This is a genomic window from Actinoplanes hulinensis, assembly GCF_019429605.1.
GTDB lineage: Bacteria > Actinomycetota > Actinomycetes > Mycobacteriales > Micromonosporaceae > Actinoplanes > Actinoplanes campanulatus.
Map to the genome: position 1 here is coordinate 58,088 of NZ_JAHXZI010000020.1, position 25,302 is coordinate 83,389.

The 25,302-nt window shown below is 72.3% G+C and carries 26 protein-coding genes; 7 read left to right on the plus strand and 19 right to left on the minus strand.

Annotated features, from left to right (window positions below):
• Positions 1-97 precede the first annotated feature (97 nt).
• From KZ829_RS32565 to KZ829_RS32600, 8 genes are all read right to left on the minus strand, one after another.
• Positions 98-301, minus strand: coding sequence for a cold-shock protein (locus tag KZ829_RS32565; protein WP_011905669.1), 204 nt, complete (start codon positions 299-301; stop codon positions 98-100).
• Positions 302-654: 353 nt separating this feature from the next.
• The gene (locus tag KZ829_RS32570) at positions 655-927 is read right to left on the minus strand and encodes a DUF4235 domain-containing protein (protein WP_220147669.1); all 273 of its coding nucleotides are present in this window, start codon (positions 925-927) and stop codon (positions 655-657) included.
• Entirely contained in the window at positions 927-1,292 is a 366-nt protein-coding gene (locus KZ829_RS32575) for a DUF3618 domain-containing protein (protein ID WP_220147670.1), read from the minus strand. Before KZ829_RS32575 ends, KZ829_RS32570 begins: the two co-directional genes overlap by 1 nt.
• Before the next feature lie 43 nt (positions 1,293-1,335).
• A complete protein-coding gene (locus KZ829_RS32580) occupies positions 1,336-1,746 on the minus strand; it encodes a phage holin family protein (RefSeq protein ID WP_220147671.1) in 411 nt (136 codons plus the stop codon).
• Positions 1,747-1,800: 54 nt separating this feature from the next.
• A complete protein-coding gene (locus KZ829_RS32585; RefSeq protein ID WP_220147672.1) occupies positions 1,801-2,970 on the minus strand; it encodes a mechanosensitive ion channel family protein in 1,170 nt (389 codons plus the stop codon).
• Positions 2,971-3,077: 107 nt separating this feature from the next.
• Positions 3,078-3,905 (minus strand): DUF1206 domain-containing protein, encoded by an 828-nt coding sequence (locus KZ829_RS32590; protein ID WP_220147673.1) that lies wholly within the window; start codon positions 3,903-3,905, stop codon positions 3,078-3,080.
• Positions 3,906-3,949: 44 nt separating this feature from the next.
• Positions 3,950-4,276 carry a hypothetical protein gene (locus tag KZ829_RS32595; protein WP_308285752.1) on the minus strand — a complete coding sequence of 109 codons (327 nt, stop codon included), beginning with the start codon at positions 4,274-4,276 and terminating at the stop codon, positions 3,950-3,952.
• A 38-nt stretch (positions 4,277-4,314) separates the two neighbouring features.
• On the minus strand, positions 4,315-5,877 hold the full coding sequence (locus KZ829_RS32600) for a glycoside hydrolase family 3 protein (protein WP_220147675.1): 1,563 nt from the start codon (positions 5,875-5,877) through the stop codon (positions 4,315-4,317).
• Positions 5,878-5,995: 118 nt separating this feature from the next.
• Here KZ829_RS32600 and KZ829_RS44205 point away from each other — a divergent pair, with 118 nt between their 5' ends.
• The 3 genes from KZ829_RS44205 to KZ829_RS32610 all read left to right on the plus strand — a co-directional run bounded on the left by KZ829_RS44205 (position 5,996) and on the right by KZ829_RS32610 (position 9,084).
• Positions 5,996-6,121 carry a hypothetical protein gene (locus KZ829_RS44205; protein WP_260178646.1) on the plus strand — a complete coding sequence of 42 codons (126 nt, stop codon included), beginning with the start codon at positions 5,996-5,998 and terminating at the stop codon, positions 6,119-6,121.
• A 16-nt stretch (positions 6,122-6,137) separates the two neighbouring features.
• Positions 6,138-7,772: a RecQ family ATP-dependent DNA helicase gene (locus KZ829_RS32605; protein ID WP_220147676.1), complete on the plus strand. Its 1,635-nt coding sequence runs from the start codon at positions 6,138-6,140 to the stop codon at positions 7,770-7,772.
• Positions 7,773-7,920: 148 nt separating this feature from the next.
• Positions 7,921-9,084, plus strand: coding sequence for an LCP family protein (locus tag KZ829_RS32610; RefSeq protein WP_308285753.1), 1,164 nt, complete (start codon positions 7,921-7,923; stop codon positions 9,082-9,084).
• A gap of 162 nt (positions 9,085-9,246) precedes the next feature.
• Here the strand turns inward: KZ829_RS32610 and KZ829_RS32615 are convergent, their stop codons facing one another.
• The 3 genes from KZ829_RS32615 to KZ829_RS32625 all read right to left on the minus strand — a co-directional run bounded on the left by KZ829_RS32615 (position 9,247) and on the right by KZ829_RS32625 (position 13,618).
• Positions 9,247-10,287, minus strand: coding sequence for a LacI family DNA-binding transcriptional regulator (locus KZ829_RS32615; RefSeq protein ID WP_220147678.1), 1,041 nt, complete (start codon positions 10,285-10,287; stop codon positions 9,247-9,249).
• 78 nt (positions 10,288-10,365) lie between these two features.
• Complete coding sequence (locus KZ829_RS32620; protein ID WP_308285755.1) at positions 10,366-11,040, minus strand: MBL fold metallo-hydrolase; 675 nt, start codon at positions 11,038-11,040, stop codon at positions 10,366-10,368.
• 4 nt (positions 11,041-11,044) lie between these two features.
• The gene (locus tag KZ829_RS32625; RefSeq protein ID WP_246636649.1) at positions 11,045-13,618 is read right to left on the minus strand and encodes an ATP-binding protein; all 2,574 of its coding nucleotides are present in this window, start codon (positions 13,616-13,618) and stop codon (positions 11,045-11,047) included.
• 96 nt (positions 13,619-13,714) lie between these two features.
• On the opposite strand from KZ829_RS32625, the gene KZ829_RS32630 reads away from it, so the two are divergent.
• On the plus strand, positions 13,715-14,770 hold the full coding sequence (locus KZ829_RS32630; RefSeq protein WP_220147679.1) for a methyltransferase domain-containing protein: 1,056 nt from the start codon (positions 13,715-13,717) through the stop codon (positions 14,768-14,770).
• Between the two features lie 263 nt (positions 14,771-15,033).
• Here the strand turns inward: KZ829_RS32630 and KZ829_RS32635 are convergent, their stop codons facing one another.
• Entirely contained in the window at positions 15,034-15,522 is a 489-nt protein-coding gene (locus KZ829_RS32635; protein ID WP_220147680.1) for an HXXEE domain-containing protein, read from the minus strand.
• An 86-nt stretch (positions 15,523-15,608) separates the two neighbouring features.
• On the opposite strand from KZ829_RS32635, the gene KZ829_RS32640 reads away from it, so the two are divergent.
• Complete coding sequence (locus KZ829_RS32640) at positions 15,609-16,112, plus strand: hypothetical protein (protein WP_220147681.1); 504 nt, start codon at positions 15,609-15,611, stop codon at positions 16,110-16,112.
• Positions 16,113-16,205: 93 nt separating this feature from the next.
• Here KZ829_RS32640 and KZ829_RS32645 read toward each other — a convergent pair whose 3' ends face one another.
• Positions 16,206-17,318, minus strand: a complete 1,113-nt coding sequence (locus tag KZ829_RS32645) for an FAD-dependent monooxygenase (RefSeq protein ID WP_220147682.1) — start codon at positions 17,316-17,318, stop codon at positions 16,206-16,208.
• Between the two features lie 46 nt (positions 17,319-17,364).
• Between KZ829_RS32645 and KZ829_RS32650 the strand changes: the two genes are divergently transcribed.
• Positions 17,365-18,246, plus strand: coding sequence for a helix-turn-helix domain-containing protein (locus KZ829_RS32650; RefSeq protein ID WP_220147683.1), 882 nt, complete (start codon positions 17,365-17,367; stop codon positions 18,244-18,246).
• Positions 18,239-18,655: a VOC family protein gene (locus tag KZ829_RS32655; RefSeq protein ID WP_220147684.1), complete on the plus strand. Its 417-nt coding sequence runs from the start codon at positions 18,239-18,241 to the stop codon at positions 18,653-18,655. Before KZ829_RS32650 ends, KZ829_RS32655 begins: the two co-directional genes overlap by 8 nt.
• A gap of 101 nt (positions 18,656-18,756) precedes the next feature.
• Here KZ829_RS32655 and KZ829_RS32660 read toward each other — a convergent pair whose 3' ends face one another.
• The 6 genes from KZ829_RS32660 to KZ829_RS32685 all read right to left on the minus strand — a co-directional run bounded on the left by KZ829_RS32660 (position 18,757) and on the right by KZ829_RS32685 (position 25,297).
• Positions 18,757-19,383, minus strand: a complete 627-nt coding sequence (locus tag KZ829_RS32660; RefSeq protein ID WP_220147685.1) for a response regulator — start codon at positions 19,381-19,383, stop codon at positions 18,757-18,759.
• 118 nt (positions 19,384-19,501) lie between these two features.
• Positions 19,502-20,737: a sensor histidine kinase gene (locus KZ829_RS32665; protein ID WP_220147686.1), complete on the minus strand. Its 1,236-nt coding sequence runs from the start codon at positions 20,735-20,737 to the stop codon at positions 19,502-19,504.
• A 2-nt stretch (positions 20,738-20,739) separates the two neighbouring features.
• Positions 20,740-21,480: an ABC transporter permease gene (locus KZ829_RS32670; RefSeq protein WP_220147687.1), complete on the minus strand. Its 741-nt coding sequence runs from the start codon at positions 21,478-21,480 to the stop codon at positions 20,740-20,742.
• Between the two features lie 5 nt (positions 21,481-21,485).
• Positions 21,486-22,379, minus strand: coding sequence for an ABC transporter ATP-binding protein (locus tag KZ829_RS32675; protein ID WP_220147688.1), 894 nt, complete (start codon positions 22,377-22,379; stop codon positions 21,486-21,488).
• 82 nt (positions 22,380-22,461) lie between these two features.
• Positions 22,462-23,595: a glycosyltransferase gene (locus KZ829_RS32680; RefSeq protein ID WP_372453933.1), complete on the minus strand. Its 1,134-nt coding sequence runs from the start codon at positions 23,593-23,595 to the stop codon at positions 22,462-22,464.
• Positions 23,596-23,725: 130 nt separating this feature from the next.
• Positions 23,726-25,297, minus strand: a complete 1,572-nt coding sequence (locus tag KZ829_RS32685) for a phytoene desaturase family protein (protein WP_220147689.1) — start codon at positions 25,295-25,297, stop codon at positions 23,726-23,728.
• Positions 25,298-25,302 lie beyond the last annotated feature (5 nt).

Genomic DNA, 25,302 nt, shown 5'->3' on the forward strand with positions numbered 1-25,302 from the left:
AAAGAGGCCCCGCAACCTCGATGAGGGTGCGGGGCCACGGTCGGGCCGGCCTCCGCCAGGCGGCCGGCGAGCCGGTCTCACGACCGGCGGATTAGTCTCAGAGCGGGCGAACCTGCTCCGCCTGCGGGCCCTTCTGGCCCTGAGCGATCTCGAACTCAACCCGCTGGTTCTCTTCCAGAGTGCGGTAGCCGCTCGTCTGGATGGCCGAGAAGTGGACGAACACGTCAGCACCCCCGCCGTCGACGGTGATGAAGCCGAAGCCCTTGTCTGCGTTGAACCACTTCACGGTTCCTTGCGCCATGCTGAACTCTCCTTCTGAAAATGCCGGCCCGCCCAACCGCGGCAGCGCGGGGCCGATGACCGTTTTCGAGCAGCGGTACCGCGAGGCGGCCTTTCAGGAGGACGTCCCATCCGCCCGACCTCGTGACAACTGCCGACCCACCCGGGATGGGGCCGACGTCTCGCGGTCGAGCGGAAGCAGCGAACCACGTACGCAAAAACTGGCCACACTGTACCCGAAAATCGGGCTGTAAAGCTCCCCCTCGTAAGAATCCAATAATGGGTGACCGATATGGAAAAGGCCCCCCACTTCTTCCCGCCGAAGCGGGAACGAACCGGGGGACCGGCAAGACTCCTGTCAATACGGAAGATGATCTAGTCGGGCCAGGTTCCGGTGAGTTTCTCGGTACCGATCGCGCCGCCGCGGTGGACCGCCGCCTTCACCACCGCGAAGATCGCCCCCTGCAACGCGGCGGCCGCGAGGATCTCGCCCCAGCCACGATCCGGGTCACCGGCATCGGGGGCGTCGTCGTCACCGGAGACCAGTTTCCAGGCCTCCTTGAAGAGGAGGCCGGCCAGCGCTCCGGCCGCGACACCCAAAGCCACGTTCACCGGCTTGAGGGCGACCTTCCTCAGCTTTCCCGCCATCAGCGCCTCCCTCGGACGATCAGCACGATACCGGCCATCGCGGCCAATCCGGCGATCGTCAGCACGGTCGGCCACGGATTGGCGCGGACCCGGGAACCGGCGCGATATGCGAGATCGCGCTTATCGGCCTCCCGGAGCCGGACGGCCGTGCCGTTCGCCGCCTCCCGGACCCGGCCGGTCATCATGGCCGCCCGGGACCGCACCCGCTCCTTCGTCTCGGCGACCTGCTCGCGGGCGCGGGCCTTCACGTCCACGCGTGCGGCCAGCGCCTGCACCGTCTCACCGAGGTCGGATCGGGTCTGCCTGATCTCCTCCCGCAGCGTCACCAGATCCGGCTTGGCCGCGGAACCGTTGATTTCGCTCATGGCTTTCCCGTCTCTCCGGGGTAAGGAGCACAGACAGAGTCGTTCATACGCTCCCACGCTCCTTGACCGCGTGTTTCACTTCGTCGACATCGGCCTTGACACTCTCGATCGCGGCCAGGGGTTCCGGCGGGACGGCCCGGTGCATCTGCGTGCGGCCCAGCAGCGCGAGCACACCGGCGACCGCGAAGAGCACCACGGAAACGATGAGCGCGGCCAGCCAGAGCGGCAGGACCAGGGCCAGTGCGATGATCGAGGTCGCGATCAGGGCGCCCACGCCGTACCCGGCCAGCACTCCCGCGCCACCGAACAGGCCGGCGCCGATCCCGGCGTGCTTGCCCTTCTCCGCCAGTTCCGCCTTGGCCAGCGCCAGTTCGTCCCGCACCAGGCGGCTGAGCTGTTCACTGGCCCTCTGGACCAGTTCCGCGGTGGAGTGCTCGGTGATCGACCGGGTCATCGCGTCTCCCCTTCATCCCGTATGTGAGCGGTGTATGCCCTCGTCCCCGCTCCCTCAATCCTTGCGCTTCGCGGCAACCGGGACCGGGCCTCCGAACACCAGCCCGCGGGTGTCGCCGTCCAGCCCGCCGCTGAACACCCGGGCCGCGTCGGACGACGGGCCCGGACCGGAGTGGCCGCCCACCCAGGCGGGCTCGGGCGCCACCGACTCCACCTCGGCGCGTATCCGCGGCAGCGCCTCCCGCTGATGCTGCCAGATCCAGCCGACCAGCCGCTCCCGTACGAGACAGCGCAGGTCCCAGAGCGCGGCCGCGTCGTCGGCGCTGACCAGCGCGCGCAGCCGGACCCGGCCGTTGATCGCCTCGGTCACCTGGAGCACGCAGACCCGGCCGTCCCACAGGTCGTTGCTCTCGCAGACCCGCTGCAACTCGCCCCGGACCGACTCGACCGGGGTGGCCCAGTCCACGTCGATCTCGGCCGTGCCGAGCACCGCCGACCCGGTACGCGTCCAGTTCTGGAACGGTTTGGTGGTGAAGTGCGAGGTGGGCAGGATCAGCCGGCGGTCGTCCCAGATCTGCACCACCACGTAGGTGAGGGTGATCTCCTCGATCCGGCCCCACTCCTGCTCCACCACGACCACGTCGTCCACTCGGATCGCGTCGCTGAACGCCAGTTGCAGGCCGGCGAACATGTTGCCCAGGGTGCTCTGCGCGGCCAGCGCCCCCACCACGGTGATCAGCCCGGCCGAGGCCAGCAGGCTGGCGCCGAGCGCGCGGACGTCCGGGAAGGTCACCAGCATGACGCCGATGGTCAGCACCACGATGCCGGCCACGGTCACCCGGCGCAGCATCACCACCTGGGTCTTGATCCGCCGGCGCCTGCGGTTGTCAGGCACGTCGGTACGCCATCGGGCCAGCGCCACGTCCTCCAGCACCAGCAGCGTGGCGCCGACCAGCCAGGCGATCGCGCCGATGCAGAACAGCACGAGCAGGTGCATCACGCCGGAGCGGCCGGGGAAGTCGCCGGCCCAGATCCGGACCGCCTGCTGCACCGTCAGCAGCGTGACGGTGATCAGGAACGGCCGGTGCAGCTTCCGCGCCAGATCGGCGGCGAGCGGGGACTTGCGGCCGAGCCGCACCAACACCCGGTGCGCGATCTCGACGAACAGGAGCGCCACGGTCGCCGCCCCCAGGACGGCCACTAGGACGGTCCTCTCGCTGGTCACTGGTATCGCCTCCACGGAGGTGAAGCCTTGCCCTCTCGGGGTGCGGGCACACCTACGGCGGCGGATGTCGGAGATAGCTCACATCCGCCGCCACTCACGGTCTAGAGTCAGATTTTTCGGTAGCGTGCCTGCGCCACGCAGTAGACGCCGAAGGCCGCGATGCCCACGGCGATCAGGGCCAGCAGCCACACACCCCAGGAGTAGCCGGCCAGCGTCTTGAGCGCCGCGTCCAGGCCACGGGCCTTGTCCGGGTCGTAGTTGACGGCGGCGGTGACGAAGAGCAGACCGGCGATCGCGTACGCCGTGCCCTTGGCCATGTAGCCGGCCACACCGAGGCGGATGATCGGCTGGCGGGTGCCGGCCGTCATCTGCTGGGTGTTGAGGTGCTTCACGAACTTGCGCTTGTAGCCGTAGACGGCCATGCCGGCGCCGACACCGAGGACCACCAGCCCGGCCAGCGCGACCAGCCAGCGGCCGCCCTCGGCGGACATCAGGCCGGAGGTCTTGCTCTGGTAGCTGTCACCCATCGAGGCGTTCGCGCCCTGCACGATCTTGACGGCCATCCAGGCGAGGTACGCGTACAGGACGGCCCGGACGCCGGAGAGCACCCGCTCGGCCGTCGCGGTGCGGTCCCGCGGGCCGCTCTCACCGACGGCCGCTTCGAAGGCCTGCCAGATCGCCATGGCGGCCAGGCCGACGGCGATGACGATCAGCAACGTCTTGCCGAACGACTGCCTGGCGATGGTCTGCAGGGCTCCGGACTGGTCACTGTCCTGACCGGAGCCGCCGCCGAAGGCCACCTGCAACGCGATCCACGCGAACAGCAGGTGGATGATGCCGTACCCGATGAAGCCGCCCCGGGCCAGGAACTCCAGGGGCTTGCTCTCGGCGGCCCGTGACGCGGTGTGTTTGACGTTCGAGGCTGTGGAGGACATGCCCCCCAATGTGACCGAGCGCGACGATCGTCAAACGTGATGCGTCAGCGTGACACCTCCACCTGAATCTGGTCCTGCGTCACGCTCGACAGGGAGAAGGTCAGACCACCGGCCTCGACCGCCTGCTGTCCCTTGGTGAGCTGGATCTGCTCACCGGCGACGTCGAGGGTCACCGTGTCCTCGTCGGCGGAGACGAATTTCGCCTCCACGCCGAGCACGTCGACGCTGGCGTTGTTCTCCCGGGCGATGGTCACGGTGCACTGGTCCAGGCCGCAGCTCACGTCGTCACCGCACCCGGTGAGCAGGGCGAGGCCGAGAGCGGCCGAGGCGAGAGCGGCGGCGATGCGGTGGCGGGGCTGAGAGATCAACACCCTTTCAACGGTACGCGGAGCGAGCAACCCCGGCCACATCAGGCGGCGATCGGCTGGGGGGCCGGGACGTTCAGCCCGGCGATCAGTTCGGCGGCGGCGCGGCCCAGCGCCCGGGTCGCGCCGTGGGTGGCGATGTGGACGCCGCCGGTCACCGCGACCGGGATGCCCATCTCGACGACGATCGCGTCCGGGCGGATCGCCAGCACCCGGCTCAGCGTGCCGGCGATCCACGGGTGCCGGTGCACGTCCCGGACCACCAGCACGAGCGGGCGCCCACCGGCGCCGGCCAGCACCGGGGCCGCCGGGTCGGCCAGCGACTCCAGGTCGTCGGCGGAGAACCGGATCGACGTGGTGCCGGGCAGCAGTTCGGCGAGCGGCTCGCCGACACCCCACGGCGTCTCGCTGCCGATCGCGATGTTGCGGGCCGGCGCGAACTCGACCACGTGCGGGACTCCGGTCACCGGCAGCTCGGGGCCACCGTCGGCGACGGTCACCCGGACCGCGCGGCGGGCGGCCTCGAACCCGACGGTCGAGCCGAGGACGGCCACCTCGTTGCCGGCCGCGGCGTCCGCGACCGCCCGGGCGCCGGTGGCGGTCTGGACGCGGGTGGTCCAGGAGCCGAGGGCACGGACCCGGCGTACCGCGTCGTGCAGTCGTTCCTCGGGGAGCTCCCCGGACCGCACCGCCGCGACGATCGCGTCCCGCAGCCGGATCGCGATCTGCTCGTCGGCGTGCTCGCCGCCCACGCAGACCGCGTCCGCCCCGGCGGCCAGCGCGCGGACGATGGCGCCCTCCAGCCCGTAGCGGCGGCGGACGCCCTGCATCTCGATGGCGTCGGTGACGATCAGGCCGTCGAAGCCGAATTCCTCGCGCAGCAGGCCGGTCAGGATGCGCGGGCTGAGTGTGGCGGGCAGCTCGGTGTCGTACGCCGGGACCAGCAGGTGCCCGGTCATCACCGCCTTGGCGCCGGCCGCGATCGCCGCCCGGAACGGGACCAGCTCGCAGGCCGCCAGCTCGGCCGCGGTGCGGTCGATGACCGGGAGATCGTGGTGCGAGTCGACGGCGGTGTCACCGTGCCCCGGGAAGTGCTTGGCGCATCCGGCCACCCCGGACTCCTGGAGCCCGCTGACGAAGGCGGCGGTGTGCCGGGCCACCAGGTGCGGTTCGGCGCCGAATGCCCGTACCCCGATGACCGGGTTCTTGGGGTTGCTGTTGACGTCGGCGTCCGGGGCGTAGTCCAGGGTGATGCCGGCGTCGGCCAGTTCCCGGCCGAGATCGCGGGCGACCGCCTCGGTGAGATCGGCGTCGTCGATCGCGCCGAGCGCCAGATTGCCGGGCCGGGAGCTGCCGAGCCGCGACTCGAACCGGGTGACGTCACCGGCCTCCTCGTCGATGGCCACGATCACATCCGGGTGCTCGGCGCGCAGTTGCGCCGTCAGCGCGGCCACCTGTCCAGGTGACTCCACGTTGCGCGCGAAGAGGGCCACTCCCCCGAGGCCGGCGCCGAGCCACCGGCGGATCCAGTCCGGGGCGGTCGTACCGACGAAACCCGGCTGTAGGACCGCGGCCGCCAACTCCGGCAATTCGCCGTGAATGGACATGAGCCCCCGTACCTCCGATACTTTCGCTCCCCGTCGGGGACCTATGTTCACACCCTCCGCAGACTTTAGTCAACAAACCTTTCTATTTGCTGTGGCTCCCGATCAGTAGGATGTGCACGTGCTCACTACCGTCGCGGCGACCGGTGTCGACTGGTCCGAGGTGCACGCCGTCCGACTCCTCGGCATCGCCCTGGCGGTGCTCTTCCTGCTCTGGGCGATCCGCCGCATGTTCGGCGGCAAATAGGGGTATCGGGGCGGCCATGCTCCCCGTCTACGGGCCACGCCTGCGCCGCGTGGCCCGCACCAGGTTCGGCTGGCCCCGCCTGCGGCCCGGCCAGTTCAAGCCGATGCGCGCCGTGCTCCGCCGTAGGGACGCCCTCGTGGTGCTCCCGACCGGCGCCGGCAAGTCGGCCATCTACCAGATCCCGGCCGTGCTGCTGCCCGGGCCGACCGTGGTGATCTCCCCGCTGCTCGCCCTCCAGCAGGACCAGATCGCCGCACTCAACGAACGCGACGATCCCAAGATCCGCGCCGTCCGGGTCAGCTCCGCGGAGACGCCCAAGGAGCAGCGCGAGGCCGTCGAGGCGATCCGCCGCGGCGAGGCCGAGTTCCTCTTCATCACACCCGAGCAGCTCAGCGACCCGGACCGGCTGGCCGAGGTGCGCTCCCTCGGACCCGGCCTGGTCGCCGTCGACGAGGCGCACTGCATCTCCGCCTGGGGCCACGACTTCCGGCCCGACTACCTGGCCCTCGGCGACATGATCGAACAGCTCGGCCGGCCGCCGGTCCTGGCGCTCACCGCCACCGCGTCGCCGCCGGTCCGCGAGGACATCATCACCCGGCTGCACCTGCGCGAACCCGAGATCCACGTGTCCGGACTGGACCGGCGCAACCTGTTCCTCGAGGTCGCGTACTGCCCGGACGACGCGTACCGGTGGCGCCGCCTCACCACACTGCTCGACGAGGAGCAACGGCCCGGCATCATCTACGTGGCCACCCGGCGGGCCGCCGAGGAACTCGCCGAACGCCTCACCACGTCCGGCTACCCGGCCACCTTCTACCACGGCGGGATGGCCGCCGGCGTCCGCGAACAGCGGCACACCGACTTCTCCGACGACAAGGTCGACATCATGGTGGCGACCTCGGCGTTCGGCATGGGCATCGACAAGCCCAACATCCGCTGGGTCGCGCACGTCGCCCTGCCCGACTCCCCGGACAGCTACTTCCAGGAGATCGGCCGCGCCGGCCGCGACGGCGAACCGGCCCGCGCCCTGCTGCTCTGGCGCTCCGAGGACGAGGCCATCCAGCGCTTCTTCCAGGGCGGCTCCCCCGACCCCGGCGAACTGCGCGACCTGGCCGGTGAACTCCACAAGGGACCGGCCGGCAAGACCGCGCTGCAGAAGGCCACCGGGCTCGGCCCCCGCAAGCTCGGCCAGTACCTCAACCTGCTGGAACAGGTCGGTGCCGTCCGGACCCTCGCGGGACGCAAACTGTCGGTCCCGGCTCGTGCGCCACTCCCGGCCGCGGCGGCCGAGGCCGCATCGGCGGAGTACGAACGTCAGCAGGCGGTCGTCAGGTCCCGGACCGACATGATGCGCGGCTTCGCCCAGTCCCGGCAGTGCCGTACCGAGACGCTGCTGGCCTACTTCGGCGAGGACCTCCGCAAACCGTGCGGCCACTGCGACAACTGCGCCGACGGCATCGCCCAGGAGATCGCCGCCACCGAACCGGAGGGCCCGTTCCCGGTCCACAGCCGGGTCCGCCACGACGAGTGGGGCACCGGCATGGTGATGAACTACGAGGAGGACCGAATGATGGTCCTCTTCGACACGGTCGGCTACAAGACCCTCTCCGTCCCCGTCGTCGTCGGCCAGAACCTCCTGACCCCCGCCTAAAGGCCCGGATTGGGAGTTCGGGCAGGGCCGGGCGGAAGATCGGGGCCCTGGGCGATGCTGGCGATGGGAGCGCTCACGATCGATGACCTTGGTGGTTGCGTGTGCGTGCAACCATGCGCGGGTTACCGCAACGGGGAGGTCGGAACGGGTGGGCAAGTCCAAGAAACGCCGGGCGCCGCTGTGGGCACGGATCAGTGTCGTCGCCGGGGTTCTGCTGCTGGTGCCGGGGGGTGGGGCGGTGGTGGCCGGGCAGACGCTGCTGTCGGACTACACCGACCAGGTCACCGACAACAGTCTGCTCAAGGACATCGACGCCCCGGCGGAGGCGGTGACACCGAAGCGTGAGGTGGACATCAACGGGCCGCTCAACCTGCTGCTGGTCGGCATCGACCCGCGGGACGACAAGACGGCGCCGCTCGCCGACTCGATCGTGATCGCGCACATCCCGCGGGACCGGCACAGCGCGTACCTCTTCTCGATGCCCCGGGACCTGTACGTGGACATCCCGGCGTTCAAGGCGTCCGGCACCGGCGCGGACACCACCAAGATCAATGCCGCGATGTCGTACGGCAGCCGCCTCAAGAACGGCGGTTTCAGCCCGGAACAGGGCTTCCAGCTGCTGGCCAAGACGGTGAGCAACCGCACCGGGATCAAGGCGTTCGACGCCGGCGCGATCATCAACTTCGGCGGCTTCAAGAAGATCGTCGAGGCGATGGGCGGCGTCGACATGGTCATCGACATGGACGTCAAGTCCGAGCACCTCAAGCCGGACGGCAGCACGCGCGACCGCATCCCCGCCTGTCAGGGCCATCACCGCTGTGTGCACCCCTACACCGGACCGCAGAAGTTCTACAAGAAGAGCGACAAGCCGGTGCACCTGAAAGCCTGGGAGGCGCTCGACTACGTCCGGCAGCGCTACGAGTTCAAGGGTGGCCCGAAGATGGGCGACTACGACCGGCAGCGCCACCAGCAGCAGTTCATCCGGGCGATGGCGAAGCAGGCGATGAGCAAGTCCGTGGTCAGCGACCCGGCCAAACTGCTGAAGGTGATGGACGCGGCCGGTGAGTCGCTGACCTTCGCCGGCGGCGGCCACACCATCGTCGACTGGGCGGTGGAGTTGCAGTCGATCAACGTCGACGACATGGTCACCGTGAATCTGCCGGGCGGCGGCGTCTACTCCCAGGACGGCCGGCGCGAATATCTGGGTGAGCGCTTCAACGAGGAGGTCGACGACTTCTTCAAGGCGGTCACCGAGGACCGGGTCGCGGCCTTCCTGCTCGACCATCCCGGATTCGTCAACCAGGACCAGTGACCGGCGCCGAGGACCCGGACGCCCTGGTACGGGAGATCGCCGACCGGAGAACGGCACGGGACCCGGCCGGCGCGGCACGACTGCGACTGCGGCCGGCCTGGTGGACGAGCGGTCGACACCCTCGATCCGGGCCGGTCTCCAACCGTCCGACCTGGACGACGTCTACCTCGACTGATCCGGCGCCGGGCCGGTGGAGTCGCGGACGATCAGCTGGTGGCCGGTGGGGCGGCGGCGCGGGCCGGCGCCGGGTGGTTCGAGGGCCAGTTCGAGCGCCATCCGGCCCATGTCGGTCATCGGCAGGCGGACGGTGGTGAGGCTGGGCGCCAGGTCGGCGGCGACCGAGACGTCGTCGAAGCCGACCACCGACATCCGGGACGGCACACCGATGCCGCGCTCGCGCAGCATGGCCAGCACGCCCATGGCCATGGCGTCGTTCAGGGCGATGATCGCCGTGGTGGACGGGTGTTCGGCGAGGATCCGCTCGGTGGCGGTCCGGCCGCCCTCGCGGACGAAGTCGGTGTGCACGACCGGCAGGTCGTCCAGCGACAGCCCGTGTTCGCGTAGCGCCGACGCCACCCCGGCCATCCGGTCGATCACGGTGTTGAGCCCGGGGACCCCGGCGACGACGGCGATCCGGCGGTGACCGAGTTCGAGCAGGTGGGCGGCGACGGCGTGGCCACCGGCCTCGTTGTCGGGCAGGACCGCGTCGGCGCCGAGCGCGTGCCGGCCGATCACCGCGACCCGGCCGCCGCCGCGCTGGTATCCGGCCAGGACCGCTTCGGCTTCGGCTTCGACGCGCGGGTCGTGGTACCCGGACCCGGCGATGATGACGATTCCGGCGCGCTGGGCGATCAGGTGGCGGATCTGGCGCAGCTCGTGGTCGGGGTCGCGGCCGGAGTGGCAGATCTGCACGAGCAGCCGCTGCTCGTCGGCGAGGCCGATGACGCCGCCGGCGATCTCGGCGAAGTACGGGTCGTCGACCTGGTGCACGATCAGCCCGACCGTGGTGCTGGCGCCGCCGGCCAGGGTACGGGCGAACGGGTTGGCCACGTACCCCAGTTCGTCGGCGACCTGCCGGACCCGGTTCGCCACCTCCTCGCTGACGCCCTCCCGTCCGGCGAGGGCGCGGGAGGCGGTGGCGAGCGAGACGCCGGCGCGCTGGGCGACGTCGATGAGGCGTAGCCCGGGGCCAGGTTTCGGCACTGCACAACTCCCAAGCTGTTGCCGAAGATCAATATCCCAGCATAACGGGTACGGAAGCGCTTGCGTACCTACCCGGTCCTAACCGGAGACGGCCTTGCGGAACGCTTCCACCGCCCTGCCGGAGACGGCCCGGCCGTGACCGAAGACCGCGTGGTCGAACTCGAGTTCGGCGAGGCGGGCCAGACTCTGACCCGCCCGTGCCGGATCGGCGGTCACCGGCGCCGGCGGGCCGGTGACCTGACCGCGACGGCTCGCGGCGGCGTCCCCGGCGAACAGGATGCCGCCCGAGCGGTCCAGCAGGTAGGAGACGTGGCCGCGGGTGTGGCCCGGAGTGTGCAGGGCGGTGAACCCGGGCAGCGGCTCGGAGCCGTCCACGGTGATCAGCTGGTCGATCTTCGTGGGCTCGACCTTCCCGATCAGGCGCTCGGCCAGCTTCGCGAGACGGCCGGACGGCTGCGCGGGCCGGTTGTGGCCGGTGATCCAGACCGCGTCGGCGGCGTGTGCGATCACCCGGGCGCCGGTCCGTTTCCGCAGGTCGGCCAGGCCGCCGACGTGATCCGCATGGTGGTGGGTGACCAGGATCGTGGTCACCTCGCCCAGCGATCGCTGGATCTTGCGCAGGCCGCGCTCGATCAGCGGCGTGCGGCCGGGCAGCCCGGTGTCGACCAGCACCACCCCGTCGTCGGTGACGACGACGTGCACATTGACATAGACCGAGCGGAGTTCGAAGACCCCGTCCACCACCTCTCGCACCCGATCATTCTTCCAGCAGGCCGATCGCGCGGGCCCGGGACACGGCCTCCCGGCGGGTGTGGACGGTCAGTTTCGCCATGACGGCGGCCACGTGGGCGTCGACGGTACGGACCGAGAGCACCAGCCGCGCCGCGATCTCCGGGTTGCTCAGGCCCTCGGCCAGCAGCCGCAGCACCTCGGCCTGGCGGCCGGTCAGTCCCGCCGGATGGTCCCGGGTGGCCGGCTGCGGCCCTCGCGGAATCCGGGAGAAGCCCAGCTCACGCAGCCGGGACCGGACCCGGCGGGCCAACGGTTCGGCGTCCAGGGAGTCGAGGATGCGGACCGCCGACAGCAGGTCCTCCTCCTCGTCGCTGTGGCTCAGTGCGAGCGCCTGGTCGTAGCGGCAGCCAGCCTCCGCCCACCGCCGGGCCGCCTCGTGCGGGCTGCCGTCGACGAGTGGCGCGTACGGATGAGGGACCGGGACCTCCGCGCCCAGCCGGTGCAGCCAGTAGCCGAACGCGCCCAGCCGGCGGCCGCCCTCCGCGGCCAGCACCCGCTGGAAGACCGGCGTCAGCCGGCCGGCGGCGGCCGGGTCACCGCGCAGCCAGGCCGCCTCGGCCATCGCCGCGCCCGCCGGGCCGACCCGCTGTCCCTCGCCGATGCCGCGGGCCACCTCCCACGCCTCCTCGATCGGCGCCTCGCCGCCCGGCCGGCCCCGGCGCAACCGCACCAGGCCCCGCACCACCAGCGCGGGGCTGCGCATCACGGCGGGCGCGCCGTCGGCCCAACGGGCGTGCCGGTCCGCCTCGTCCCACTCGCTCAGCCGGAAGAGGGCCATCGAACGGGTGACGTGCAGGTAGCGCAGGAAGCCCAGCACCTCGTGGCGCTCGGCGAACGCCATCCCCTCGTCGAGCAGCTCGCACGCCTCCCGCAGGCGCAGGTCGTCGATCAGGTGCCAGGCCAGGTTGGCGTACGCCCGGCAGGCGTGATCGTCCTCACCCGCGGTGAGCGCCACGGCCAGGCTCTCGGTCAGCAACCGGTGGCCGCGCGGATCGCCGCGGTCCCAGAGGGCGTAGCCGACGTTGTTCAGCGCGTGCGACAGCACCCCGGCCGCGCCGGTCGCCCGGGCCAGGGCGATCGCCCGCTCCCCCGCCACGACCGCCGGGCCGGTCTGCCCGCCGAGGGCGTGCAGCTGCGACTGGTTGCTCAGTCCGAACGCGAGGGCCGCGTCGTCGCCGGCCCGCTCCAGAACCTCGACGGCCTCGGTGGCGGCCGTCTCGGCGCCCGGGCGGTCGCCGGCGTACCAGTGGACCCGGGAGAGGCGGCGCAGCGCGAGACCCAGCGCGGCCGGGCCGGTCAGGCCGCGGCGCAGCGCCACCGCCTCACGCTGGGCGGTGACGGCCGGTTCGGCCAGGCCCAGGGTGTAGCACTCCTCGGCGTACGCCTCCAGCAGACCGGCCCGCGCCTCCGGCGGGAACGCCGCCTTGTGTTCGAGAACCAGCCGGTAGTGGGCGGCCGCCTCACGGTGCGAACCGGCGGCGGTGGCCTCGGCGGCCGCGGCCGGCGCGTACCGGACGATCCGGTCGGCGTCGCCGGCCTCGGCGGCATGGTGCACCAGCCGGGACAGGTCGGCGTCACCCCGCTCCAGCAGGGCGGCCAGCACCGCGCGGTTCGCGGCGATCCGCCGGGAGGCGGGCAGCGACGCGGCGACCGCCCGGCGCATCAGCTCGTGCCGGAACGCCACCCGGGACGGGGTGACCGTCAGCATGCCCCGCTGCTCGGCCGGGGCGAGCGCCTCCAGACCACCCGGCACGATCGCGGCCACCAGCCAGGACTCCACCGCGGACGGGACCACGGCGAGCTGGGCCAGGGCGTCCCGGCCGGGCCGGTCCAGGGACTGCAGACGGGCGTACACCGCCTCGGTGACCGTGGCCGGGACGCCGTCGGTGTCGCCGGTGCCGAGCACCTCGGTGACGAAGAACGGGTTTCCGGAGGTGACCGCGAAGACCCGGGCCGAGTCGAGCCCCCGGTCACCGACCAGGCTGCGGACCGCCCCGGCGGACAGCCGGGCCAGCGGCAGGCGGCGCATCGGCGTGTTCGCGGCCAGCCCGAGCAGGCCGTGCAACGGATGGTCGGCGCCGATCTCCTCGTCCCGGTAGGTACCGACCATCACCACCGGCAGGGCCGCGATCCGGCGCACCAGGAAGCGCAGCACGTCCAGCGTCGCCTCGTCGGCCCAGTGCAGGTCCTCGACGACCAGCACGGTCGGGTGGCCCGGCCAGTCCAGCTCGTTCCGGAACGCTTCGAACACCCGGGTCCGGTCACCCGAGGACAGCGCCTCGGTGAGCCCCGCGCCGACCTTGCCGACCAGGTCGCGCAGCGGTCCCAGCACCCGTGGGGTGGCCAGGTCGTCGCAGTAGCCGACCAGCAGGCGGCCCTCGGCCGGCAGCACCGACCGGATCGCGTCGACCAGGCTCGACTTGCCGATCCCCGCCTCGCCGGTGACCAGGACGACCGAGCCGTGCCCGTCCAGCGCCCGCCGGGCCACCAGGCCCAGCTCGCTCAGCTCATGATCCCGTTCCAGCAGGGCCCGGCCCATGCCGCGGAGTCTAGGTGCCGGTCTAGGTATCCACGCCCGTCGAGCTAGGTAGCCGACACGGAGTTCCTGGGCCTCGAAGGCTTCTAGAAACGAAGCATGACAGTCAACGAAGCGAAACTGATGGAATTCGTGCACCGGTTCGTCGGCGACCTGGGCGCCACCATGGCCGCCGGCGGCGTCGTGATCGGCGACCGGCTCGGCCTGTACCGGGCCCTCGCCACCGGCGCGGCGCTGCCGGAGGAACTCGCCGAACGGACCGGCACCGCTCCCCGCTACGTCGAGGAGTGGCTGCGGGGCCAGGCGGCCGGTGGCTACGTGGAGTTCGACCCGGCGAGCGGGCGCTACTCGCTCACCCCCGAGCAGGCGTTCGCGCTCACCGACCCGGACGGGCCGATCTTCGCGCCCGGGGCCTTCCAGCTGGCGCTCGGCGCGCTCAAGGCGGAGCCACGGATCACCGCGGCGTTCCGTACCGGTGACGGGCTGGGCTGGCACCAGCACGACGACGACGTGTTCACCGGCTGCGAGCGTTTCTTCCGGCCCGGCTACAGCGCCCACCTGATCGCCGAATGGCTGCCGGCCCTGGACGGGATCGAGGACCGGCTGCGCGGGGGCATCCGGGTCGCCGACGTCGGCTGCGGTCACGGTGCGTCGACGGTGCTGATGGCCCAGGCCTACCCGAACTCGGTCTTCACCGGCTCCGACTACCATCACGGCTCGGTCGACCAGGCCCGCAAACGGGCCGCTGACGCCGGTCTGGACGGGCGGGTCAGCTTCGAGGCGGCGGGTGCGCAGGGCTTCGGCGGCGGACCGTACGACCTGGTCACCACGTTCGACGCGCTGCACGACATGGGCGACCCGCTGGGCGCGGCCCGGCACATCCGCGCCCAGCTCACCCCGTCCGGCGCCTGGATGATCGTCGAACCGGCCGCCGGCGCCACGGTCGCCGACAACCTCAACCCGGTCGGCCGCGTCTACTACGCCTTCTCGGCGTTCCTCTGCGTGCCGAGCGCCCTCTCCCAGGACGGCGGCTACTCCCTCGGCGCCCAGGCCGGCGAGGAGCCGATCCGCCGCCTGGCCACCGACGCCGGTTTCACCCACTTCCGCCGGGTCGCCGAGACCCCGTTCAACATCGTCTACGAGGCCAAACCCTGAAACCGCCGATATCGTACGGGTCTGAGCGTTCTCAACCGCATCCTTCCCGTCCCGCCGGTTCCGCACGGCCGCGCTGCCACTCCATGCCGCAGCGCGGCCGCCGGGCTGATCCCGGTGGTCACCCTCGCGACCGGTCGCCCACTCCAGCCACCCTCGCGGCTCCCGCCCGGCTCCCCAGAACGGGTGGGCGCACACGCCGCGGGCTCCGTGTTCGGGCACCGCCGCGATAGAAGCGGCCAGCGCACACACGACGCTCAGCGTGGTCAGAGGAGTAGGCGGGCCAGGGCCTGGGCGGCGGCCGTCACGGCTATGGCGGCGAACGCGACGACGGCGATGATGCGACCGGGGAGCAAGGCCGGGGGCAGGCGGCGCCAGGCCCAGATCGAGTACGGGATCACCAGGGTGACAGCGGTGACCAGACCGGGGACGTAGTCGCGCAGGGCGATCGCTTGGCCGATGTGGACGGCGCCGTGCCAGCCGAAGACCAGGAGGGCGGCGCGGAAGAACGGGGAACGGCCGCCGGTACGGGCGCCCCGGATCGCGGCGGACAGGACCACGACGCCGACGACAGCGGCGGCCAGGGCGAAGCGCGGAGTGGTCGAGCCGATGCTCTCCACCAGGGCGGACGGCCAGCCATCGGCGAGCAGGCGCGGGGTGGTTCGGCCGGACCACCAGGTCGCGGTGAGCACCTCCTCCACGTCGTGGACGGCCCAGACGGCGAACAGTCCTAGGCAGACGGTGCGGCGCGACATGCCGACGATCGTGACACGGGTGGATCAGCGGGCCGGAACGGGTAGACAAGAATGCTGACGACTGACTCACCGGAAGGGAAACACGCGTGACGGATCGACCGCTCTACGCCGAACTGGGTTTCACCGACGCCGAGTGGGGGCTGCTGACCGGCCTTCCACAGTCGGTGCTCACCGCGGCGAGCGCCGCCACCCCGGACAGCGCCCGCAAGACCCGTGCCGAGAGCGCGGCCGGGCTCGACCGCATCTCCGACGGGAGGGCCTCGGCCAGCCCGCTGGTCGCCGCCGTCGCCGCGGCCGCGGTGGCCGAGGCCGGCGACCCGGAGATCGGTGAGGAGGCGCCGGTGATCGAGCCGGCCGACCCGGCCGGTTACGCGGCCGACGTGGTGGGCCGGGCCGCCGAGGTGGCGGCGCTGCTGGCCGCGAAGGCGTCGGCCGCGGATGCCGAGACCTACCGGCACTGGCTCGTGGAGATCGCCGACGAGGTGGTGGGCGCGGCCTCCAGCGGCGGCCTGCTCGGTATCGGCGGCGAGACCGTCACCGAGAGCGAGCGCTCCTTCCGCGACGACCTGGCCCAGGCCCTGGCCGGCTGACCCTCCCGGCTGGCCCTGGGAGCTGTCTCAGTGCGGTCGGGACAGCTCTGAGGTCCAGCCGGATCTTTGCTGCTGGGGCTGGGCGGGTGGACGTCAGGTGGGTGGGCGCCACGTGAGGACGGGGTCCATCTGGCGGAGGATCAGGCCGGGGCCGAGCCTGCCGCCCAGGGCCATGCCCGCGTTGCGGAGGCGCTCGGCGAGTGGGTGGCCGAGGTTGGCCATGCGGCCCACTCTGCGGGAGGCTCGGGCCACCTCGGTGGTACGGGTGAGCCGCTCCGCCGTGTAACGGGGCAGGTCGTCGGCGTGAAGGGCCAGCACGACCGCGTCCTCGAGGGCCTGGCAGGCGCCCTGGCCGAGGTTCGGGGTCATGGCGTGGGCGGCGTCACCGAGCAGCGCGACCCGGCCGGTGTGGAAGCGGGGCAGCGGCTCGTCGAGGCAGCGGATGTCGGTGCGGACGACCTCGGTGGCGGCGGCGATCAGCGACGGGACGGGCTCGTGCCAGTCACCGAAGAGGCGCAGCATCTCCGCCTTCTCGTCGCCGGCGCGGCCACCCTCGACGGCGGGTGCGGTGGCGTAGCAGTAGACGCGGCCGTCACCGAGCACGGCCACCCCGAAGACCTTCCCGGCGCCCCAGGTCTCGGCGGCGACGAGGGTTCCGCCGGGGTGCGGCACGACGATGCGCCAGCTGGTGACGCCGGTGTAGACCGGGCCGGGGTGGGTGGGGAACAGCTTCGCCCGTACCGGTGAATGAAGTCCGTCAGCGGCGACCACCAGATCGGCGGTGAGCGTGCCGTCGGCCGTGACCACCCGCCCGGTCCCGGGATCGACGTCGCCGGCCGGCAGGCCGAGGCGGAGGTCGCCGGGCGCGAGCTGCTCGGCGAGCGTGCGGACAAGGGTGGCCCGGTGCACCACGATGACCGGTTCGCCGTAGCGGGCGGCCGCCTTCGACGCGTCGGTCCGGGTGATCCATCCGCCGTCGGGGCGGCGGATCCCGGCGGTGCCCTGGAGGCCGGACAGCTCACGGATGCGCTCGCCGGCGCCGAGGGCGTCGAGGGCGCGCAGCGCGTTGGGGGCGACGGCGAGCCCGGCACCGACCGGTTCGAGGGCGGGCGCCCGTTCCAGGACGGTCACCTCCCAGCCGCGCCGCCGGAGGGCCACCCCGGCCGCCAGCCCACCGATTCCGGCTCCGATCACCACCGCACGCATGCGCCAGATCTTCGCATCCGCGCGGATCGGGGGGAGACTGGCCGGCATGGACGAGTACGCGTGGTCCTACCCGGCTCCGGGGCTGCGGCCGTGGATCGGGCGCTACACCGGCTACCGGCAGCGCGGGGTGGCGCCGGCCCGGCACCGGGGGCTGCCGTCGCCCTACCTGACGCTGATCTTCACGCTGGACGATCCGCTGGTCATGGCCGCCCACCCGGATCCGCGTCAGGCACCCGGCCGGTACCGGGCGCTGGCCGGTGGGCTGCACCTGGCGCCCGCACTGATCACCCACGACGGCCGTCAGTCCGGGGTGCAGGTGGCGGTTCACCCGCTGGGCTGCCGGGCGATCTTCGGGGTCCCCGCGGCCGAGCTCGCCAACCTGGACGTGGACGCGGGCGCGCTGCTCGGTGACCGGTTCGTCGGCGAGACGCGGGACCGGCTGCGGTGCGCGCCGGACTGGCCGGCCCGGTTCGCGGTGCTCGACGCCGTGCTGGGTGGGCTGCTCCGGGAGGACACCGGGCCGTCGTGGGCCGCGCACGCGGTACGCCGTCTGTTCGGCACCGGCCCGGTCAGTGTCGCGGGGCTCGCCTCGGAGGTGGGCTGGAGTCCGCGGCACCTGACCGACCGGTTCCGGGCCGAGGTGGGGATCCGGCCGAAGGAGGCGGCCCGGGTGGCACGCTTCGACCGCGCCCGGCGGGCGATGCGGCCCGGGGTGCGGCTGGCCGATGTGGCGGCCGCACACGGGTACGCCGACCAGTCACATCTGGTCCGGGACTTCCGGGTGTTCGCGGGGTGCGCGCCGTCCCGCTGGCTGGCCGACGAATTCGGGAATTCCGGGCTGCGCCAGGCGCCCGTCGAGCTGGGGGGTGACTTCGGTTTCGTCCAAGCGCATGCGGGACCCGGCGACGACGATGGACGGTATGACTGATTCTCGAGCACCGGCCCCGCAGGTGTGGCCGACCCTGAAGGCGAACGACGCCCGAGCGCTGATCCGGTTCCTGGTCGAGGCGTTCGGTTTCGAGGAGACCGTGGTCCACGGCGAGGGCGACACGGTCGACCACGCCGAGCTCAGCTGGCCGCCCGGTGGCGGCGTCATGCTCGGTTCGGTGCGCGACGACCCCGCCAACCCGTGGAACGACCTGGCCCCGGGGAGTTTCGGAGGGTATGTGGTGACCGACGACGTCGACGGCCTGTACGCGCGGGCGGCCGCCGCCGGGGCGGAGATCCTGCGGAAGCCGGCCGACACCGACTACGGTTCGCGGGACTTCACGGCTCGTGACCCGGAGGGCAACCTGTGGTCGTTCGGCACGTACCGGGGCGCGCCGAGAAGAGGGTGAGTGGGCAGCTCAGCCCGGCGGGCGCGACGCCGGGCCCGGCCCGGCAGACGATCGCGGGTATGGCAACGGCGGTTCGCGTCTCCCGTACCGGAAACGGTTTTTCAATCGCCGCGGAGCAGGCCCTGACCGATCGCCGTGGCCACCGCGGAGGCCCGGTCCCGGACGCCGAGCTTGGCGTAGGCGTGCAGCAGGTGTGTCTTGACCGTGGCCTCGCTGATGAACAGGCGCTTGGCCGTCTCCCGGTTGGTGCAGCCCCGGGCGATCAGGCCGAGCACCTCCAGTTCGCGCTGGCTGAGCGGCTCCTTGGCGGGTGATCGGAGCTGGCCCATGAGCCGGCCGGCGACGGCCGGGGACAGCACCGACTCGCCGCGGTGTGCCGCCAGCACGGCCCGGAAGAGCTCCTCGCGCGGGGTGTCCTTGAGCAGGTAGCCGGTGGCGCCCGCCTTGATCGCGGGAAGCACGTCGCTGTCGGTGTCGTAGGTGGTCAGCACGAGCACGCGGGCGGTGCATCCGCGGGCCTTGAGCTCGCGGATGGTGGTGACGCCGTCCATCACCGGCATGCGCAGGTCCATCAGCACGACGTCGGGGGCGACGGCCTCGGTGAGGGCGAGCGCCTCCCGGCCGTCACCGGCCTCGCCGAGGACGGTGAACCGGCCGTCGCCGGTGAACATGCCGCGCAGACCGTCGCGCACCACCGGATGATCGTCCACGATGACTACCTTGATCATGCCGCCACCTCCGCTTCGCTCCGGCGTCGCCATGATTTACCACCTGAGCTGCCGCCGATCGACAGGGCGTCGCCGTCGCCGGTCACCACCCAGCTCGATGATTCGCTCGCAAGCTCGCTCATGCTGCTCCGATCGCGATGGCCGGAACGCACGCGGAGATCGCGGTTCCGCCGCCGGGTTCCGACTCGACCTCGAGGGTTCCGGCGATGCGGGTGAGGCGTTCCCGCATCGCGTGCAGGCCGAAGCCGCCCTCCTCGGTGACCTCCCGCGGCGCGTCCGGGTCGAAGCCGGCGCCGTCGTCGCGGACGTCCAGGGTGATCATGTCCTCCATGTAGGACAGGGTGAGGCCGACCCGGCCGGCGGCGGCGTGCCGGGCCACGTTGGCCAGGGCCTCCTGGGCGGTCCGCAGCAGGGTCGTCTCGATCTCGGGAAGCATCGGCCGGGCCGGCCCGGTGACCGTCAGGTCGGCGCGGACGCCGTGGATGCCGGCCCACGCCCGGACCACCTCGTCGAGCGCCTCGGGCAGCCGGGCGGCGTCCAGGTGCTGCGGCCGCAGCGCCTGGACCGAACGGCGGGCCTCGGTGAGGCTCTCCCGGGCCAGGCGTTTCGCCGCCACCAGGTGCCGGTCCCGTTCGGCCGGGTGCGACTCGGCCGCCTCGAGCTGGGTGACGATGCCGGTCAGGCCCTGGGCGAGGACGTCGTGGATCTCGCCGGCCATCCGCTGCCGCTCGTTGAGGACGCCCGCCTCGTGTGCCTGGACCAGCAGTTGGGCGTGCAGTCCGGCGTTCTCCCTGAGTGCGGCGGCGAGTTTCGCGTTGGCCTCGGCGAGCACGTCGATCCGGTCCTCACGGCTCTGCGACCTCCGGTCGGCCCGGATCCCGATCAGGGTCATGGTCTCGGCGATCAGCAGGTTGCAGACCAGGACCGCCAGGTAGATGACGAACCCGTCGGCGCGGGCGAAGGTGACCCATCCGCCGACCTGGGCGAAGGCGTTGACCGCGGCGACCGGCACCAGCACGATCAGCGGCCACATGCCGCGGACCGCGTAGCCGATGAAGAGGTAGCCGGACCAGGTGTAGATGCCGAAGAGCGGGCTGCACCAGGCGAGCCAGAGGTTGAGGAGGATCAGGCCGGTGAGGAAGACCGCCATCAGGCCGCTCCGGCGCTGCCAGCCCGGGTGCAGGTCGACCCACCAGGCGATCCAGCAGGCGGTCAGCACGGTGGCGGTCAGGATGGTGGGCAGATCCGTCCGGGGCACCGGGGTGTCCCAGGCCACCAGCACCAGGAACAGCGAACAGATCAGCGTCCCGTAGGCCAGGAGCGGGCGCGTCAGATCCCGGGTGGGGCCCTCCATGGTCACTCCCAGCGGAAGAACTTCACCGCGGCGGCGCCGCAGATCACCAGATATCCAATGAGTACGGTAATCGACAGCCATTCCGGCGACTGTCCCGTGAGGGCGCCGTTCATCAGGTCCTGGCCGGCCGCGAACGGGGTGAAGTCACCGATCCGCTGGAGCACCTCGGGCATCAGCTCGCGCGGCGCCCACAGCCCGGCGAGGAACATCATCGGGAAGAACAGGAAGGTGCCGATGGCGTTGGCCGTCTTGCCGGTCGGCGCCAGGGCCGCCAGCAGCAGGCCGATGGCGAACGCGCCGGAGCAGTTGAGCAGGATCGCCAGGAGCAGGGTGAGCGGCGACTCCGGGATCGGCACGTCGAACGCCAGGTGGGCGACCGTGTAGACCAGGACGGCGGACACCAGCACGGTGGCCAGGTTCATCGTCAGCTGCGCGGCCAGCAGCAGCGCCGGGCGTACCGGGGTGGTGGCGAACCGGCGCAGGATCCCCCGCTCACGGTAGGTGGCGAGCACCGCGGGCAGGCCCTGCAACCCGATGATGCCGATGGCCAGCCCGAGGGCGGCCCCGGCGTAGACGTCGATCACCCGGAGACCGCCCAGCTCCGGCGGTGTCTCCTGCATGGTCGGCACGTTGCCGAGGATGGTGATCAGCAGGAGCGGGAAGAGCAGGGTGAAGAAGACGTAGAGCGGATCGCGGAGGGTGAGCCGGAACTCGGACAGGGTCAGCTTGATGAAGACGGACATGATGTTCACTCCCCGCGGATGAGGTGTACGAAGGCGTCGTCGAGGGTGGCCTGTTCCAGGGTCAGCTCGGCGGCGACGATGCCGTCGCGGGCGAGCACCGAGATGACGGCGTGCAGCAGGTTCCCGGAGCCGATGATCTCGATCCGCGGGCCCTGGTGGCTCAGCTCGCGCACCTCGGGCAGGGCGGTGAGCAGCTCGTCGGCGAACGGCTCGGACGGGCGGAACCGGATCCGCTGCTCGTCGCCGGCCCGGTTGATCAGTCCACCCGGGGTGTCCAGGGCGGCCACCGCGCCCTTGTCGATCACCACGATCCGGTCGCAGAGGCGCTCGGCCTCCTCCATGAAGTGGGTGACCAGCAGCAGGGTGACCCCGCGGTCGCGGATGCCGGAGATCAGCTCCCAGGTGTCCCGGCGGGCCTGCGGGTCGAGGCCGGTGGTCAGCTCGTCCAGGATGGCGACCTCGGGGTTGCCGAGCAGGGCCAGCGCGATGGACAGCCGCTGCTTCTGGCCGCCGGAGAGCTTGCCGAACCGGGTCCTGAGCTTGGCGGTCAGGCCCAGGTCGCCGGCCAGCTCGCGCCAGTCCGCCGGGTTCGGGTAGAAGGCGCTGTACAGCTCCAGCGCCTCGCGGACGGTGATCTTGTCCTGGAGCTCGCTCTCCTGGAGCTGCACCCCGATCCGGGCGCGCAGCTCCGGGTCGCTGGCCGGGCGCCCGAGCACCGTGATCCGGCCCGAGTCGGCGGTACGCAGCCCGGCGATGCACTCGACGGTAGTGGTCTTGCCGGCGCCGTTCGGGCCGAGGATCCCGAAGATCTCGCCGGCCTCGACGGTGAACGACACGTCCCGGACGGCTACGGTCTCGCCGTACCTCTTCGCCAGGTTCTCGACCTCGATGACTGTCATGCGGACAGCGTCGCGTGGCGGGCACCGTGCCCGAATCGAACAGCGGGCGGTCGTCGCCGTCCACCGATCGGTTGATGCCGGTCTACACCGTGGCGTTGCTGCGGCGCAGGCCGGCGTAGACCGAGCCGATCTGTGCGGCCACCCGCTTCCACGAGTACGCCTGGCGGGCGCGGTCCAGGGCGGCGGTCGCGTAGGCGAACCGGCGCACCCTGTCGTTGATCAGCCGGCGCAGCGCCCCGCCCAGCGCCCGCGGGTCCCGGGCCGGCACCAGATCGCCGGTGAGCCCGTCGACCACCGTCTCGGTCAGGGTGCCCCCCGCGGTCCCGACCACGGGGAGCCCGCAGGCCATCGCCTCCAGGGCCGACCGCTCGTCGCCGGGTGCGGCCACCAGCACGTCCGCCGACCTGTACCAGCTGGGCAGCTCCCGCTGCGGCACCGAGCCGACGAGCCGGAACCGGTCGGCGACCCGGAACTGCTCGGCCATCGACCGCAGCAGGCCGGCGCCCGGGTCGGCGGGCAGCTGCTCGGGCGGCGGGCCGCCGACGACCACCACCTCGGCGCCGGGAACGTAGCGCATGGCCTGGATGACGTCGCCGAAGCCCTTGCGCTCGACCAGCTTGCCGACCGACAGGATGCGGGGCAGCTCCGGGTCCTCGCGCGGGGCGGCCGGGCCCTCCGGGGTGAACCGTTCGCTGTCCACACCGGACGGGATCACGGTGAGACGGGCCCTGGGCACGCCGATGCGCACCAGTTCGCCCACCTCGTCCTGGGTCTGTGCCACCACCCGGTCCACCGCCCGGCCGAGCGCGCGCTCGTAGCCGGACCGGGACGGGCCCCGCGCGGCGCCGTCGAACTCGCCGAGCTCGTGGAAGGACTGCACCACCGGCACGCCGATCTGCTTGGCGGCGGTGACCGCGGCCAGGCCGCTGGTCCAGAAGTGGGCGTGCGCGACGTCCGGGGACCAGCCGTCGCGCCACTGCTCGCCGAGCACCCGGGCGAACTCGCCCATGTGCGGGAGCAGCAGGTCGGAGGGGATCGGCCGGATCGGGCCGGCCACCACGTTCACCACGTGCACACCGGCCGGGGTGACGACCACCTCGGCGGAGTCCGGGTCCGCGCGGCGGATGTAGACGCGGACGTCATGGCCCAGCTCGGCCAGCGCGGCGGCCAGTTCATCGGCCCGGCCGGCCGGTTCGGAGATCATCGCAATGCGCACGGGGTCTCCTCCAGATGCTGGGGTCGGGTACGCGGAGCCATTGCCCGGGGGCCCGAACGCCGAAACATCGCCCCGGGCGTCACCGCAGCGTAAGCCCAGGTCTTCGCGGTTCTCCCGGCATCGCGGAACGTCAGGCGTAGATCACCCGGTGCGCGCCGTCGACCGCGGCCCGGTAGGCGGCCCCGGTCAGCCGCCGGTCACGGGCCATGGCGGCGTGGGCCGCGTTCGCGCCCGGCGCGCCGTGCACGCCGCCGCCCGGGTGCGCCGACGCGCTGCCCAGGAACAGCCGGTCCACCGGGGTGTCCGGGCGGCCCAGGCCGGGAACCGGGCGCAGGAACAGCTGCTGGAAGGCGGCCGCGGTGCCGCCGCCGAGCGCGCCGCCGACCAGGGACGGGTTCTCCCGCTCCAGGTCGGCCGGGCCGAACACGTTGCGGCCCACCACCTCGCGCCGGAAACCGGGCGCGTGCTCCTCGACGACCGCCTCGATCCGCTCCACGTGCCCGGCGATCTCGTCGGCCGTCCAGGACGGCCGGTGCGGCAGATGGGTGTACGCCCACACCGACTCGGTGCCCTCCGGTGACCGGGACGGATCAGCGGTCGTGGTCTGCCCGAGCAGCAGGAACGGATGCTTCGGCAGTTCGTCGGAGGCGAGCCGGGCGGAGTACCGGGTCAGGCCGTTCAGGTCCGCGCCCAGGTGCACCGTGCCGGAGCCGGCGGCCGCCGGGTTCGTCCACGGCATCCTCGTGCGCACCGCCCAGTCGACCTTCACGGTGGCGCCGTCCCAGCGGAAGTGCGCCAGGTCCTCGGTCATCCGCGGCGGCAGCCACCGCTCGCCGACCAGGTCCAGGAAGAGCGCCGGGGCGGGTACGTCGGCGATCACCGCGCGCCGGGCCCGCCAGTCCCGGCCGTCCGCGGTGCGCACGCCCATCGCGCGGCCGCGGGCCACCAGGACCCGGGTGACCGGCGCCCCATAGCTTATTTCGCCGGGGAAACGCCGGAGCAGGGCCGAGGTGATCTCGCCCGCGCCGCCGACCGGGACCGGCCAGCCGACCTGCTGCGCCAGCATGGCCAGCAGCCAGCCGTAGACGCCGCCGCCGGCCTCCTCCGGGGACAGGTCGGTGTGCAGGGCGCAGCCGGCCAGGGCCAGGGCCGCGCCCTCGCCCTGGAACAGCTCGGAGGCCAGCTCGCGCACCGACAGGACCAGGCGGCGGGCCAGCCGCAGGGAGCCGCCCACCCGCAGCTGCCGGACCAGGCCGAGGCCGTGCCGGACCGGTGGGAACGGGGTGAACAGCGTGTCCATCATCCGGTCCGAGACACCCCGCCATTCCCGGTACGCGGTACGCCAGCGCTCCCCGTCGCCGGGCGCGAACGCCTCCATCGACGCCATCGTCCGGTCCAGTTCCCGGCTCACCGTGGCGGCCCGGCCGTCCGGCAGCAGATGGGTGAACACGTCCGGCGCGTGCGTCCAGCGCAGGTCCAGGTTCAGCGCCTTCATCACCGGGGACGCGTAGCCCAGCGGATAGAAGGAGCTGAACAGGTCGGACAGGTAGCCGGGGGCGGTCACGTGCCCGGAGCGGACCGCGCCGCCCGGGTGCGGGGTGGCCTCCAGGACCCGTACCGACCAGCCGGCGTCGGCGAGCAGATTGGCGGCGACCAGCCCGTTGTGCCCGGCCCCGATGACGATGGCGTCCACGGTGTCCACGCGCC